Genomic DNA, 15,172 nt, shown 5'->3' on the forward strand with positions numbered 1-15,172 from the left:
ATTTTGAATATATATTCATCCCATGAACAATTACCCGGCGAAGTTGAAACTACGTCTCGACTGGAGCGAGATGGATCTATTCGGACACATTAATAACGTTTCCTATTTCAAATACATACAGTCATCCCGTGTGAACTACTGGGAAATGATAGGCCTGACGAAATCTCATAGCGAAACAGGTATAGGCCCCATGCTCGCCTCTTCATCCTGCCGTTTTTTTAAACCACTGTTTTATCCGGGAAATGTTCTTGTTCAGGCTAGTGTAACCAACATTGGCAATACCAGCTTTAAAATGCTACACCAGATACTCGACATTAACCTGGTCATTGCAGCAGAAGCTGAAGACGTTATCGTGATGTACAATTTCAAAGAAGAAGAGAAAGCGGTAATACCCGAAGACATCCGGAAGAAGATCATGGAGCTGGAAGGCATAACCACTTAAACACAATTTCATTGCTTCTATGGCGTTTAGCTATAAATGACCCACAAATTACCGTACAGCTTTATTTGTTTACTGCTTTCCCTTGTCGCAACGCCACTACTGGGGCATTCACAAAGCAGCTATTACCTTGAAGAACAACGAACATTTTACGGAGGCCTTGCCGCAGGAACCAACATTACACAGGTTGACGGCGACAACTATAAAGGCTATTACAACTTTGGCTTAAATGCTGGTGGTGTACTGTATATGCGATTATCCGACAGGATACTCGGCAGCATGGAAATGCTATATGTGCAAAAGGGTGCACGCGGCGGGATCAATAATTCAACGATTCCCGGAATTACATTGCTGAATTACCGCATCAGGACTGACTATGCAGAAGTGCCTGTGCAAGTGTACTATCACGATAAACATTTGAATCATTTCGGGGCAGGGTTTGCTTATGCACGCCTCATCAACACGATAGAAGAGGTAGAGTCAAAACCCGTATATGATTTTCATACCGAGGACTACCCTTTCAAAAAACATGACATTAGTTTTTTGATCGGAGGTAGTGTGCACCTGTGGAAAGGATTTTTTGCAATTGCCCGTTTCCAGTATTCAATAATTGAAGCAAGAGGTCTTACGCCCAACGGCATTGCATGGCACGGACAGTATCACAATGTCTGCACCTTTCGGCTAATGTATCTATTCGGTACTAAGCGGGGCGATGATTGAGCATTTCTTTTACAACGTTTACCGCACTGGCAAGTGCAGCTTCGACAGTGCCGGCAGCTTGTCCTATATAAGTAGCTTCACCGGCAAAGAAAATGGTACTTGATTCCGGCTTGTTCAATTCTTCTTTCGCCTCTTTTGAGCCTACAGTGGCATAGCTATAGGCACATTTAATGAAGGGTTGATGCTGCCAATTGGCAATATACCAGGTGCGTAGTTGCTCGCGCAAGGTTACATGTGGGATCTTGAAAATATTGGAAAGCGAGTTAAGCGCATCATCCAGCAGCATGTCCTCATCATCATCCTTTAGCTTAGCTGCGTTTGGCCCTGCCAACCATCCAGTAAGCAGCATACTGCCTTCAAGAGTTTGCGTCCACCAGGTTGGCACTATCTCGTCAGACAAAATGAAACCCATATCTTTTGTTTCAGCGTTCTCTTTCCAGAAGGCAGTTTTGAATTCAAGCAAAAACTTCATGACGATGCCCGCACCAATGACTTTTGCGGCTTCCCATTTACGCTCAAGCGATGGTAGAAAACGGATAGCATGCTCCTCATTGGGCTCAGCCTGGAGAATACTAATAGGAACGGTTAGCAATACCTGTTGTGCATGATAAGATGCTGCAGGAGTATCGACCCTGACGTTACCCTCACTCCAATGTATATGTTTCACCGGGTATGAATACCGAAACATACAACCATTCTGATCGCATTGTTTAACGAGATAGTCGATCATTTTTCCATAACCACCCTCAACCCTGAATTGCTCGCTATCGTCCTCCATCAAATCTTCTTTCATGGCTATGATACTCGCGCGCTTAGCGTCTGCTGCTTCATAACCTTCAATAAATCGTTTTACCGACTGGCGCATCGCTGCGTCTTCTACGCCCGGAAAATACTTATTAAGAAAATCTTCGACCGGCATGTCATAAGCCAGGTCGTTCAATGGCTTTTTAAGTCTTTCGTTATGCTCAACTAAATCATGCTGCTCTTGTATCTCTCCCTTTTTATACTGCAGCAATTCACCAGACATAGGTGTATATTCAATACCGGCCTCTTTAAGCAGTTGGAGGGTAAACGGCAGCTCACCATGCACAAATTCAGCTCCAGCTTCAACATAGTGACTGAACCCAGCGTTGTGCAGCGTATTGATCCTTCCTCCGGGTTTATCATTGGCCTCAACGATAAGCACTTTTCGTCCTGCCTGTGCCAAGTGCCACGCGGCCATTAAGCCTGCAGCACCGGCCCCTACAACGATCGCATCGGCATCGTGCTTCATGGACTCGGCTATTATTTTATTTTTTTGCTTTTAAAAATGGTCATAACAGGCGGGGCTTTCTGCAACTCCTGCGCGTTGCGGTTTAACGTGTCAAAAGACTTGGTCATGGAGTGGTAGGAGTTTTTGTTATTCAGCAGTTTGCCAAACCCCGACATTGAGGTATCCAGCTTATGAAAGCTACTGCCAAGCTTTTTTATTGATGAACCAAGGCTGGCAACATCATTCGCAATGTCTGTGTTCGACAGCTTTTCGCTTTTTGCTGCAGCGTCATTTATTGTCTGGTTCAGCTGGGCTGATCCGTTCACCAGTTTGCGCGACTGAACCTCTGCATTTGCTGCTGCATTATGAAAGTTATAGTTATTGTTCAACCTGGCCGACGTTTTCGACGCGCCTTCCAGCCTATCCTCAAAACTGATAATACCCAAGCTCGCCCGAGATAATAGGCCCGTACTAAACAATGAATCTATACCCTGCAATGTCGAATCCATGCTGCGTAGCATAATCTTAGCCGTTTCAAAGATCGGGGTAAACCTTACCGATACAGGCAGAAGACTGGTATCTAAGCCTGTCTGCAGAGTTGAATAATCCGCGAGTATAGCCGGGCCGTTGCCTGGCTTAAGGTCTATAATTTTATCGCCGGTGATACCGCCAGATGCAAGTTTGGCAATAGTACCTTCCGGTACCTGTATGTCTTTTTTAACAGACAGCGTGATCTTCACGTTGCGACCACCAAGATCAATATCAGATATCTTCCCTACCCGCACGCCCTTAATCATAACAGGAGAGCTCATTTGTAAGCCCTGTACGTCAGCGAAATAGGCAAAGTAGAAATGATCTTTCACAAACATTTTGCTGCCTTTCAGGAAATAATACCCTCCTACGATCAGCAAAATGATCGCGAGCGATGCAATATTCTTAATAGTCCGTTTTCCGGTAGGCTTTTCGTTCACGCGTTAAAAATAAGATAAATAATTATGCCCGTTGGCGTTATACAGCCGCTTTGTCATTATATCTCTGGCACAGTCTTTTTAGCCATATGGCGGACTAAATATTTTTGTTATGAGATCGCTATTATATCTGATCGCGGTGATACTGATTATAGGTTGGCTGTTGGGTGCTTTTGTCTGGAACGCGGGTAGCATCATTCACATCCTGCTTGTGATCGCTATCATTTCACTGCTGCTTGGTTTCATCAGGCGCGGTACGGTGGACTAACGCAGGAACATAATTTCTGTATATCCTCTATTATTTTGTGATAAAGCTATGGCTAGTGCCATGGCTTTTTTTTCGCTAGTACCATTCTTCAGTACGCCAGCCATTGGAGAACGGCATCATAATTACTGAGAGTTGAAAACCATAACCTGAGTGTGTTTTTGTCGTTAACTGGTCTTCGCCGAAGATATGGCCGGTAGGCCTGTCAATAAAGTTCGCGTTTCCAAAATAGGCTACCCCGCGTAGCTTGAAAGCCAGCCCGGCGAAGAACCCTGCCTCTACTTTCGCAAAAGGTATCGGAATGAACGGCAGTTGATCCTGGTAGGCAACATAAGAGTTCGTACCGCCAAAGTAAGCACCAGCGCCGATAGCAAACATAGACTTTCGCACTTTACTCAGGGAAACATCTCCTCCCGATTTAAACTCAAGGGATATCGGCACGCCCAGCATGGTGATGGATTCTGAGCCTTTATACAATGCACCAGGATGGAAGAACACAGAGTCTATAGCCAGGTAGTAAAATGCGCCTAGAAATTCAACATTAAAAGCTATCATGCTGTTGTCAGACAATAACGCGACAGGGAAAAATGTACCTGCATGAAATACATACGAGCCTTTCGCGCGCACCTTTTTACTTATGCTGGTATCAACCGGCGCCCCTGTAGTATCTGTCCCTACGTAATGAAGATCGGCGGTTCCTGTAAGGAAGTGCTTGCCTGCGCCTATGTAGATGCGCTGGTATACGCGCTCACTTCCAATAGCCCGTGCAGAGTAATAATCCTGGAATGGCCGGTGCTGTTTGTACTGTGCGGAGACACAGGTGGGTATCGTCGTTATTAAACAAAGCAGGGTTATGAGGAGTTTCATCGTGAGCGATCTGATACAGTAATCAAGTTACAGCTTTACCCTGCAAAACATAAGCTTAAAGGCATAACTTTTATTGATATAGGAAACAAAACGATCACAGAGGTGACCAACTACGAACAGGATGCGAAAAACGAACTGCGAGCATGGCAGCGCGAAATGCAACGCAAGCCCTCTCTTACCGGCCGTCTTGCAGGCAAACTTCAGAACAAGCTAAATAGTTACGTGCCCGAAAAAGTTCACCAGGTCATCACCACTGCATTTAAACACACTATCCAAACTTTATTAAAAGGTGCAGGTTTTATTTCAAAACAACCTCTGCAAAATGCCAGCCTGGAGAACAGGGAAAGTAAAGTAGAAGAACGGATAGATTTTTACAAGCACACTTCTGCAGCAGAAGGTGCACTTACGGGAGCCGGTGGTTTTCTATGGGGGCTGGCTGATTTCCCTTTGTGGTTAACACTCAAGATGAAAATGCTTTCAGAGATCGCGGTATTATATGGCTTTGACATAAACGACTATAAGGAGCGTGTATACCTGTTATATATATTCCAACTTGCGTTCTCCAGCCGGGCACATCGGCGTCAGGTATATTATATAGTCGCGAACTGGCCCGAATTAAGTAGGTCCCTACCCGGGCCTGATGAATTTGACTGGAGAAAATTTCAGCAAGAGTACCGCGACTATATTGACATTGCCAAGCTCATACAACTCATTCCCGGCATTGGCGCTATAGCCGGGGCATACGTCAACCACAAGTACACCGAAAAGCTGGGCCGCACAGCCATGAATGCTTACAGAATGCGCCTGTTCCTGGAAGGGAAACTCAAATAAAAAAAGCCGGCCCATGCGGGCCGGCCTGATATAATTAATATACCACTACTACCTTGTTATATTGAACGGCTTAGCGATCACACCGTCAGAAGTGCCCGCGCGGAGGATGTAGTAACCTACCGGCAGATTGCTCACATCGATGGTTTTGGTTTTTACTCCACCGTTAAGCTCTTCTTTCATCACTACCTGTCCCAGTTGGTTTACAACCGCAATGTTCTCCAGCGTAAACGTACCGTCTACCTGTAACGTTATCTTATCGCTGGCAGGGTTAGGATACAGGTTCAGCGTCAGCTCGTCTTTATTCACGTCATTCACATTGGTCGCATTCAGGTTCAGCTTGATCGTATCCGTACCGCAATCGTTGGTCAGGATCAGCACCACCTCTGTAGGCTGAATAGTGAATGTGTGTGATGGCGCTTGTGCGTTGCTGTTTACACCGTCATTGAAAATCCAGAGATAGCTATTGGCGTTCTTCACACCATTTGCGCTAAATTGGAAGGTATTACCGGCCCTGTTGTAAGAGATACCTGACACTGATGGCAGCGGGTTAACCGTAACCTGTATAGTATCGGTAGCAACGCAACCGGCACCTGCATCAACAGTCACCCAGTACTTACCAGTGGTAGTTGCTGCGATCTGTTGTGTAGCAGCACCAGTGTTCCATGTATAGTTAGCGCCAGCGTGTCCGGCATCAAGTACCAGCATAGCGGTCGGGCTTTCGCAGAATGTTGTATCGTTCCCGATACTCAGTTGCAGCGGACCAGCAGTTACATTTACTATCGGCGACAGTGCGCTACATGCTGTGTTATTTACCTGCACGGTGTACTGACCAGCACCCGCTACCTGGTATGTTGCTGCAGTAGCGCCAGCGATATTCGTACCGTTGAGCTGCCATTGGTAAGTAACACCACTCACAGCCGGAGTGCTCAGGCTAAGAGAACTGCCAGGGCAGTATGTAAGTGCACCAGAAGCAGTAACCTGCGCTGCCGGAGCAGATATGATCGTGATCGCAACTTTGTCAGATGTTGCTGTCTTGTTCTTTACATTGTCTGTAATCGTCACAGTATAGTCGCCTGCAGTCGTCGCAACTAACGTAGAGCTAGTAGCACCAGGTATTGGCGAACCGTTCAATTCCCACTGGTATGAATACCCTGTACCGATGTTTGCATTCAGTGTAACATTACCGCCAGGGCAGAATACTGTGGTTGTTGCAGGTTTGATGTTGGCTGAGAATATCTCACCGTCGTTACCACCAGTGAACACTCCGAAGCTGCTGAGCTGTGGTGCATTGATGGTATTGCGTGCAGTATTCACCGAGCTTTCAGTACCATTGTAGGCTGTCCACGGGTTAGAGCCAAGCTTTTTCATCATCCTCAGGTTCGACTCTGTTGCGATCGTTCCTGTCCAGATGTCCTTGTAGTAGATCGTTGCGTCAAAGTTGTGTGTAACAGACTGCGTATTCACATCGGCATGGAAATACATATAGCCAGGAGTAGTATACTGAGGCGCTTTCTGACCAGAGTATTGCCTCATCTCGATAAAGTTTGGCATTACCGAGTTTGGCTTCCAATCTATCACAGCCACAGTATCTTGTCCAAAAGTAAATACTTGCCTTGTGCCTGGAGCCGGTGCAGCAGGTGTAGCTTCGGCAACAGGCGGTACAGACGTTGGTGTAAATTCGTAAGCACCCAGATCCGGAGCACCATCAGCGATATTGGTGATACGTGCGTTGTTATCCATATCAAGGTTGTTGAACGCGGCATGAACACCACGGCCATTCAGCGACCATGAAGCTGGCTTCGTTGGGTCAGGGTGCAGATCGGTAGTGCTCATATAACCAGGGTCATATGCTATCGAGTTCAGCTCCTGTCCGCTTGCGGTTCTCCATGCTTGCAGTGTAGTAAAATCTGCAGCTGGTGTACCCCGATCAACCAGGTTCACACCGTTGGTGAACAGGTTGTTGTAATCCGATGTGTTATACGTTGGATTGTAAACATACAGCGCATAGCCAGGCCCCTGGTTGGCAAACACGTTATTCCTGATATCGTTGTTTGTTGTAGTAGTTGACGTGCTGTAGATATAGCCAGCATAGCTGGTGGTGGCAGAACCCGAGATAATGTTTACACTGTTGTTGTATACATTTTGGTAGCTGCTATAGTAGATACGCAAACCATATGCAGAAGCTGTACCTGAACCAATAGCAATGGTATTGTTAGCTATAAGTCCCCTGGTGGTAGCGGTTGCATCTGAATAGTAGATATACAGACCATAGCCGCCAGCCAGGCCCATCACTTTGTTACGTGTCACTTCCAGTGCGTTGTCGCAATAGCCGATGTATGCGCCATAAGCGCTGGTGTAAGTCGAACTTGTACTGATGTTGTTGTTGGTAAACTTGTTGTCTTTGATATAATACGTGTACGCTCCGTACGCATAGAAATTTTCGAAGCTATTTCGGTCAAATACAGCGTTTTCCGTTAAGGCTGCGCTTGAAGTACCAGCGTAATACAGGCTGTATGAACCATTCTGGAAGGTATTGCCAACAAATACGTTGTTCTTACCGGTAATGTCGGTACCATAGAACAACGCAATATTAGAGCTTGATGTAGTCACAGGCAGACCAACCAGGCGACAGTTAAGCAGGCTGTCGTAAGATGTGCTGTCTACATAAACCAATACGCGGCCTTGTGTAGCGCTACCTGACGTAAACGTCAGGTCTTTCATCGTCACATACGATGCACCATTAAGCTGGAACACATAGTTGTCTGCTGCTGCGGCAGCTGTGTAGCTAATATTCACAACACTGCTCGCACCGTTTTCACCCTGGAATGTAACACGGTTAGTTGCGCTGGCACCTTTGATCTTGTTCAGAATAATATTCCCCGCATAGTTACCATTCCTGATATTGAATGTAACCGCTCCGCAGATACCGAAATCATTCACATCTTTTACTGCCTCAGCTACTGTTGCATACGAAGGCGTAGTTCCGCCAATAGTGTAAACACCGCTAAGACCGTCCCGTGTTTTTAAAGAGCTGGTATCATCTATGGCAACAACATCGGCCACGCCGTTAGGCAGGACAGTCCATGCTTTAATATTACGGTATCCATTGTTGAATGTAACGTTGCCAAGGGTTACGTTTGCTTCACCTTTCACAGCAATCGGAGTTGCGTAGTTGATGACAGGTTGTGCCACACCATCTATCTCCCATTGTATCTGTACTTTATTCAGAATGTTGTTACCACCGTTTTTCACTTTCACCTGTACAGGATAGGTACCGGCGCAGAAGTAATTAGGCAACCCAAGTATACCAGCGGTACCGGCGTTATCTGCCACATCGATACCTGTAAACAAGCCGAAATCTGTAAGGCCACTAGTTGTTATCAGGTCCCTTGCTGGTATAGCGCTGCTGACAGCTGGAGCATACCCTACCCATGGATTAGCGCCTTCTTTCTTGGCTAGGTGCAGACCGACTTCTGCCGCTGTGGTGCCTGCCCATGGTTCTTTATAATAGATATCAGCCGAATAGTTGTAAGTACCGGGAGCAGTGATATCAGTATAGAAATACATTGACGTTGGGCTGATGGTATTGATACCAGCTGGCAGCGTACCTGTATACTGACGTACAGTAATTGCAGCCGGAACCGTAGATGCAGCCGCCCAGTTGATAGTCGCGACAGTATCTTCACCAAACGTAAACACCTGGTTAGTACCGGCAGCCGGTACTGCAGGAGCAGCCGTTGCTGCAGGCGGTGTAGATGTAGGTGTAAATTCAAATGCACCAATATCAGGAACACCGGCTGCAAGAGTAGTTACCCTTGTATTTCCGTTGAAGTCTTTATTGTTGCCGGCAAGATGTATACCACGACCATTCAGCGACCATGACGAGACGCTACCAGCATCCGGTGTAAGGTTGGTAGGAGAAGTAAATGCAGGATCGTATGATATGGAGTTCATGTCATGCTTGAACGCTGCACGCCAGTCTGTAAGTTTAGCGTAGTCGGTAGAAGGTGTACCCTGGTCTACCAGCTTTGTACCTGTAGTATACAAGTTGTTATAGTCAAAACTATTGTTGTAAGAGGGGTTGTATACATAGATCGCATAACCACCACCAAAATTCGAAAATACGTTGTTGCGTATTTCGTTGCCCACGTAGTCGGTGTTATTACTATAGTAAAAATACCCGGCTAAAGACGTCGTAGCAGATGTACCTGCCATCCGTATGGTATTGTTATAATAACGCTGGTAGCTCGTGTAGTGACTGCTGATACCACGAGAAGTACCGGTACCGCCAATATTATAGATCACGTTGTTTGCGATCAGGCCATAGTTTGTTGCATCACCGTCGCTATAATAGTGCATGATACCATAACCATTAGAATATCCGGAGATAGTATTTCCAATTATCTCAGAAGCGCCATCTGCATAGTATACTTCCATACCATAGAAGGTACCAGTTGAATTCGTAGTAATGGTGTTGCCATTGATACGCAGGTTATCGTGGTACTCGGTATTTATCGCATAGGCATACTGGTTGGTAAATGTGTTCTTCAAAAACCTTGTATTAGCAACCTTGGTAGTTGTACTCGTACCGTAGTAATACAGACCATAAGAGTTATTCAAAAACGTATTGCCAATGAATACGTTGTTGTCGCCTTTTATGCTCGTACCATATACCAACGCGGTATTGGTTGAGGATGCAGTGCGCGTGATAGACTCAAAACGGCAGTTGATCAAACTATCGTTACCGGATGTGCCGGCAATTTCTATTGCCCTGCCATAAGTAGCGCCTTCATTCCTGAAAGTCAGGTCTTTTATCGTGATATACGATGCCGCATTCAGCTTTACCACGTAGTTTGCTGTACTGGCCGTACCATCGACCCTAATGGTCACATTCGCAGCGTTGTTCGTTTCCGACTTAAACGTAATACGTTTGGTCGCGCTCGCGCCAGTGATGGTTTTGATCTCAGCTCTCCAGGTAGTTGCGTTGTAAACACCGTTTCGGATGTTGAATGTCACAGGCCCCGATACACCCTCTGTATTCAGAGCGGTAACGGCGTCGGACAGTGTCGCATAGTTGGGAGTGGTGCCACCAATGGTATACGTACCACTAAGCGGCGCAGCGATAGCTGCTGAAGAAATACCAAGTGCCAGTAAAACACCTGCTATTTTTTTTGATTTGATAAAAGAACGCATGCTTTTCAGTATTAACTGATAATTAAATGGCTAAAACTTTTAATTAAATAGTTTTCTTAATGAGAGGGATCTATGTGTATTTGCCATTAAAATATTTTAATATTTAACGACAATTTTTCTTCAAATTAGACAAACGCAAAACTAAAGACAGTTGGGTGGAAAACCTGATTTAAGACAGTTTTATTACAGTATTATTACCAACTTTAACAAGTAGTTATATTTAATTATTGGCTTGCTAACTTTGCATCAGATTAAAGAAACGTTAAAGGCAACAATCGCCCCTATTCACATTAAAAATCTTATGAAAAGAACGGGTCTGCTTATTACATTTTTATTGCTTTTGTCAACGCTTTCCGGCTACTTATTTTCGAAAGTATCATGGGTTGGAAAGGTTGGTATCAGGTGGTTTTATAAAGAATATGGATTTCTGAAAATATGGTGGCAGGCTGCATTAGTAGTTTTCGCTATACTTCTTGGGCTATACCTATTACATTTTTTCCTCCAGAAGAAGCTTTCGGGCAAAGCAAAACTGTATCACATTGCAGGAATCCTGGTCGCGATAGTTGGTGTGTATTTTACTTACGATGATTTCAGGCACACGCTCTCGCATCGCTGGCTAGGCGAGCGTTTTCACCTGGGCGCCTATTGCTTTTGGTTTGGATGGATCAGTATCTGCGTCTTCTTCCTGACTACGAGCACTACAATTTCAAGTAGTAAGGACGGAGCAGGGCGCTAAACTGTTGCGTGTAATCCTTGTCTTCGTAGATCACCACTTCTTCAATTGTGTTTCCAATCTTATTAGGTGAACATAAACCTACTACTCTATTTACGTCATTACTGCTACGCGGGCGCACATGCAGGCGATGAAATACATTCCATCCATTTGTCTGCAATAACTTTTCCCACTGCTCATGTTCTACCGGTGGTAGGAGAATAGATGCATAGCCACCATTTGCCAGAAACTTTTCAAGCACACCAAACATATCTGCATAAGAAAATGAGAGTGCATGACGCGCAGTGTTGCGGTTTGTTGTTGGCCCTAGTAAACTATCGCGAAAGAACGGTGGATTGCAAATGATGAGATCGTATTGCTTATCAAGAGTAACTTCTCTTATATCTGCTTGTGTAATATTAATACGATCATGAAAAGGAGAAGCAGCAACGTTCTCCTTTGCCTCGTCTGCAGCATGTTCATCCAGTTCGATAGCATCAATTATAATACTATCATTTCGCTGTGCCAACATTAGCGATAACAAGCCGGTACCAGTGCCAATATCCAGCACATGTTTAACAACTGGTTCAATTGGAGTCCACGCTCCTTGTATGCATGCATCGGTCGATACACGCATGGCAGACTTATCCTGCTTTACCAGGAATTGTTTGAACTGAAAATAGTTGTTGCTCATGACCAGGCTGCCCTTGCAGTAGGACTCACAGAAAGGTCGGCAAATTCGCCGTTCAGGAACTTGTAATAGCCGGTTATACCTATCATAGCAGCATTATCAGTACAGTACTCAAACTTTGGTATATACACCTGCCATCCATTCTCAGCACCAGCTTCCAGCAGCGTTTTGCGCAATCCGCTATTGGCAGAAACACCGCCTGCTATACCTATGTGTTTGATGTTGATATCTGCTGCTGCCTTTTTTAGTTTCAGCATCAGCATTTTGATGATGGTGTATTGAACTGAGGCGCAGATATCGTTGATGTTCTTTTCAACAAACTCAGGATCTTTCTTTTTTTCAGCCTGCAGAAAATACAATACAGCTGTCTTGATACCGCTGAAGCTGAAGTCATATCCTTCCATCTGCGACACAGGAAAACTAAAGCGCTTAGGGTCGCCTTGCGCAGCGTGTTTATCTACCAACGGACCGCCGGGATAAGGCAAACCCAACATCTTGGCTACTTTATCAAACGCCTCTCCTGCTGCATCGTCTATGGTCTCACCGAGTACTTCCATTTCCAGGTGGTTTTTACAAAGCACCACCTGCGTATGTCCGCCAGAAACGGTAAGGCATAAGAAAGGAAACTCAGGCTTAGGATCATCGATGAAATGAGCCAGCACATGCGCCTGCATGTGGTGCACCGCAATAAGCGGAACATTTAGAGCCTGTGCATAGGCTTTAGCAAAGCAGGCGCCAACCAGCAGTGAGCCTATAAGACCGGGCGCCTGTGTAAAAGCGACAGCATGAATATCGGTCTTGGCAATACCCGATTGTTGTAGCGCAACATCCACAACCGGCACTATCTTCTGCATGTGCGCGCGCGAGGCCATTTCAGGCACTACGCCACCGTATTGTTCATGAACCTTTTGGGTGGCAATAAGGTTGCTCAGCACCTTGCCATCCTGTATTATGGCAGCACTCGTTTCATCGCACGATGACTCAATAGCTAATATATTAACGGTTTTTGCGTCCATACGGCTGCAAAATTCATCATTTACGGGGCAATTATCAAAAAAGGAGAAAAACAGACGGGCCTAAAAATCAAAATTCCCCTAACCTCTGTCCGACAGCGTTCTGGGGAAATTTATCAAGCATTAACTGCTAATAATATTAGTTCAATTACTGTGCCAAACCCTCCTCATTGTCAGGCTCCTGTGCAGGCTCATCGGTTGTTTTAACAGATCCTTCAGAGTCCAAAGCAGCTTCGTTTTCCGTTTCCAGGGTGGCGGTAAGGTCAGCCTCACGGTTGTCATTCCACTCAATAATGAAGTTGTTACGGCCGCTTCCTATGAGGATACCGAAGTATTTCATCTGGATCAATTCCAACATCGACAGGAAGGTGAAGATGGCGTGTATCCTGTCCTCACACTTCATAAACAGGTTTTCGAAGGCCACCCTTGAATTAACCTTGATATGATCGAGCAGGAAAGCCTTTTGGGTTTCCATGCTGTACTTATATTTTACTACAACGTGCTGCGGTTTGGCCGTCCTGTCCTGGTACTTCTTCATCACCCGCTCAAACGCCTGCATCAACTTGTAGGTATTCACGGTTTGGATCTCGGTGCCTTCTGCATATTCTTCACCCAACGCATCCAGCTCCTGGCGTGTGTTACCGCGTTTCTGCTGCAGCAGGCGCTCGGCCTCCATCATCGCCATCTGCTCCGATGCTTCTTTGAAACGCTTGTACTCAAGTATCTTATCCACCAGTTCCTGGCGGGGATCAATTTCATTACCCTGTGCATCCACTTCACGCCTCGGGAGCAGCATTTTCGCTTTGATGCGCATCAGGGTAGATATGAACAGGATGAACTCGCTGGCCAGTTCTATGTTCAACGATTCCAGCTCGTGTATATACGTAAGAAAGTCTTTGGTGATGGTGTGTATAGGTATGTTATAAATATCCAGCTCGTCACGTTCTATAAAGAACAGTAGCAGGTCGAAAGGACCTTCAAACTGGGGCAATTTTATCTGGTAAGTAGCTGACATTATTATTTCAGAGATGTATCACAATTCCAAACGCATTCAAATATAAACCTTTAGCCGAAATGGCAGACCGATTATTTCGGTTTGTACCTTGATTCCTGCAAAAAGCGCTGCGCATCCTTCCGCTCTTTCATCAGTTGCTCCAAGGTCATATCACTATGTTGCGCCATATATGCTTTTACTATCTGCAGCCCTATCCAGGAACCTGTATTGCCGGGACTTTCAGGCGCCATACCAGCCGACGACGGACCATCGTTCACATAGCGCAGTATCTTTTGCCAGTTGTTATCGTATAACAGGTTTTCCTGCACGAAGAAGTTGTAGACCTGTCCTTCATTTTGCTTGCACCATTCGAGCTGCTCAGAAGTATATGCCAGGCGCAGATGCTCCGGCAGAAACGGCAACACTTTACCGAGGAAATACAACTCTTTACCCCGTTGTATCATCATATCCAGCATATTCGCACCTTCCATTTTAAAAGGTGCTTTGTCCTGGTATATGGCCCTGAATACAGCCACAGGGATGTACTCCTTCGTCATCTTTGCGGTCATGTAATCGGGTATGTTGCGCGATTTGTAGTAGGGATACTGCGGACCAAGGAACATATCCAGACCGATACCGAGCATATCCTCGTAGGTAATAGCAGCCCAGTTACCCAGCCAGGTGATCATGTACATCACCTTAGGCTCTTTGGTAGAGGGCAAATAATGTTTCAAGTATTTAAACCCTTTGGTGAGTTGTTCGTCTATCTCTTTTGTATCAGGATAATGTTTGGCTACAGTATCAAACAGTCCTCTATAGTCTTTATGCAGCAGGTAAGGGCGGAACACTGTACTTACGGCCGGATTATCGTTAGAATAGTTGCCCAGGATGCCAAAGCCCATAAGTGTATCCAGGTAAAAATTCAGGAATTGAGGATACTTCTGCTGGAGTTGCGCCAATGAGCCGCCAACATTATTGGTATCAATAGCAGCCAGGTCTTTATCAAACCTGTAGGTTTTCAGATCCACCTTCACGTCCGAAACATCCGGAGCCTTTTCTTCATCGCCTCCGCAACCTGTCAACCCAACCAACGACAATAACAGTGCTGTGGATAATAGTTGAATTATTTTGGTACGTACTCCAAACTTTCTTTGCGGTGAGGTCTTAAACATTGGAAATGCCTTTTATTTTTACAGCAGCAAAAATAACGTTTGGCGTAATAATTGC

At 45.5% G+C, this 15,172-nt stretch carries 13 protein-coding genes; 5 read left to right on the plus strand and 8 right to left on the minus strand.

Annotated features, from left to right (window positions below; translation table 11 throughout):
* The first annotated feature begins 22 nt into the window (after positions 1 to 22).
* Both P2W83_RS16790 and P2W83_RS16795 read left to right on the plus strand, forming a co-directional pair.
* Complete coding sequence (locus tag P2W83_RS16790) at positions 23 to 442, plus strand: acyl-CoA thioesterase (protein ID WP_276134926.1); 420 nt, start codon at positions 23 to 25, stop codon at positions 440 to 442.
* A 36-nt stretch (positions 443 to 478) separates the two neighbouring features.
* Entirely contained in the window at positions 479 to 1,159 is a 681-nt protein-coding gene (locus P2W83_RS16795; RefSeq protein ID WP_276134927.1) for an outer membrane beta-barrel protein, read from the plus strand.
* On the opposite strand, the gene P2W83_RS16800 is transcribed toward P2W83_RS16795, so the two are convergent.
* Positions 1,140 to 2,432 (minus strand): flavin monoamine oxidase family protein, encoded by a 1,293-nt coding sequence (locus tag P2W83_RS16800; RefSeq protein WP_276134928.1) that lies wholly within the window; start codon positions 2,430 to 2,432, stop codon positions 1,140 to 1,142. The two genes, P2W83_RS16795 and P2W83_RS16800, sit on opposite strands and share 20 nt — an antisense overlap.
* Positions 2,433 to 2,443: 11 nt before the next feature.
* Positions 2,444 to 3,382 (minus strand): MlaD family protein, encoded by a 939-nt coding sequence (locus P2W83_RS16805; RefSeq protein WP_276134929.1) that lies wholly within the window; start codon positions 3,380 to 3,382, stop codon positions 2,444 to 2,446.
* Between the two features lie 109 nt (positions 3,383 to 3,491).
* On the opposite strand from P2W83_RS16805, the gene P2W83_RS16810 reads away from it, so the two are divergent.
* Complete coding sequence (locus P2W83_RS16810) at positions 3,492 to 3,647, plus strand: lmo0937 family membrane protein (RefSeq protein WP_276134930.1); 156 nt, start codon at positions 3,492 to 3,494, stop codon at positions 3,645 to 3,647.
* 75 nt (positions 3,648 to 3,722) lie between these two features.
* Here P2W83_RS16810 and P2W83_RS16815 read toward each other — a convergent pair whose 3' ends face one another.
* The gene (locus P2W83_RS16815; protein WP_276134931.1) at positions 3,723 to 4,511 is read right to left on the minus strand and encodes a hypothetical protein; all 789 of its coding nucleotides are present in this window, start codon (positions 4,509 to 4,511) and stop codon (positions 3,723 to 3,725) included.
* Between the two features lie 102 nt (positions 4,512 to 4,613).
* Here P2W83_RS16815 and P2W83_RS16820 point away from each other — a divergent pair, with 102 nt between their 5' ends.
* The gene (locus P2W83_RS16820) at positions 4,614 to 5,342 is read left to right on the plus strand and encodes an EcsC family protein (protein WP_276134932.1); all 729 of its coding nucleotides are present in this window, start codon (positions 4,614 to 4,616) and stop codon (positions 5,340 to 5,342) included.
* Between the two features lie 48 nt (positions 5,343 to 5,390).
* Here P2W83_RS16820 and P2W83_RS16825 read toward each other — a convergent pair whose 3' ends face one another.
* Entirely contained in the window at positions 5,391 to 10,535 is a 5,145-nt protein-coding gene (locus P2W83_RS16825; RefSeq protein WP_276134933.1) for a right-handed parallel beta-helix repeat-containing protein, read from the minus strand.
* Between the two features lie 301 nt (positions 10,536 to 10,836).
* On the opposite strand from P2W83_RS16825, the gene P2W83_RS16830 reads away from it, so the two are divergent.
* Positions 10,837 to 11,271, plus strand: coding sequence for a cytochrome d ubiquinol oxidase subunit II (locus P2W83_RS16830; RefSeq protein ID WP_276134934.1), 435 nt, complete (start codon positions 10,837 to 10,839; stop codon positions 11,269 to 11,271).
* Here the strand turns inward: P2W83_RS16830 and P2W83_RS16835 are convergent.
* The 4 genes from P2W83_RS16835 to gldB form a co-directional block, all read right to left on the minus strand.
* Positions 11,234 to 11,941, minus strand: a complete 708-nt coding sequence (locus tag P2W83_RS16835; RefSeq protein ID WP_276134935.1) for a tRNA1(Val) (adenine(37)-N6)-methyltransferase — start codon at positions 11,939 to 11,941, stop codon at positions 11,234 to 11,236. The two genes, P2W83_RS16830 and P2W83_RS16835, sit on opposite strands and share 38 nt — an antisense overlap.
* Positions 11,938 to 12,954, minus strand: a complete 1,017-nt coding sequence (tsaD, locus tag P2W83_RS16840) for a tRNA (adenosine(37)-N6)-threonylcarbamoyltransferase complex transferase subunit TsaD (protein ID WP_276134936.1) — start codon at positions 12,952 to 12,954, stop codon at positions 11,938 to 11,940. Before tsaD ends, P2W83_RS16835 begins: the two co-directional genes overlap by 4 nt.
* A gap of 145 nt (positions 12,955 to 13,099) precedes the next feature.
* Positions 13,100 to 13,966, minus strand: coding sequence for a segregation and condensation protein A (locus P2W83_RS16845; RefSeq protein WP_276134937.1), 867 nt, complete (start codon positions 13,964 to 13,966; stop codon positions 13,100 to 13,102).
* Between the two features lie 71 nt (positions 13,967 to 14,037).
* Positions 14,038 to 15,117, minus strand: coding sequence for a gliding motility lipoprotein GldB (gene gldB / locus P2W83_RS16850; RefSeq protein WP_276134938.1), 1,080 nt, complete (start codon positions 15,115 to 15,117; stop codon positions 14,038 to 14,040).
* Positions 15,118 to 15,172: the final 55 nt, after the last annotated feature.

This window comes from Polluticoccus soli, from assembly GCF_029269745.1.
In the GTDB taxonomy this organism is placed as follows: domain Bacteria; phylum Bacteroidota; class Bacteroidia; order Chitinophagales; family Chitinophagaceae; genus Polluticoccus; species Polluticoccus soli.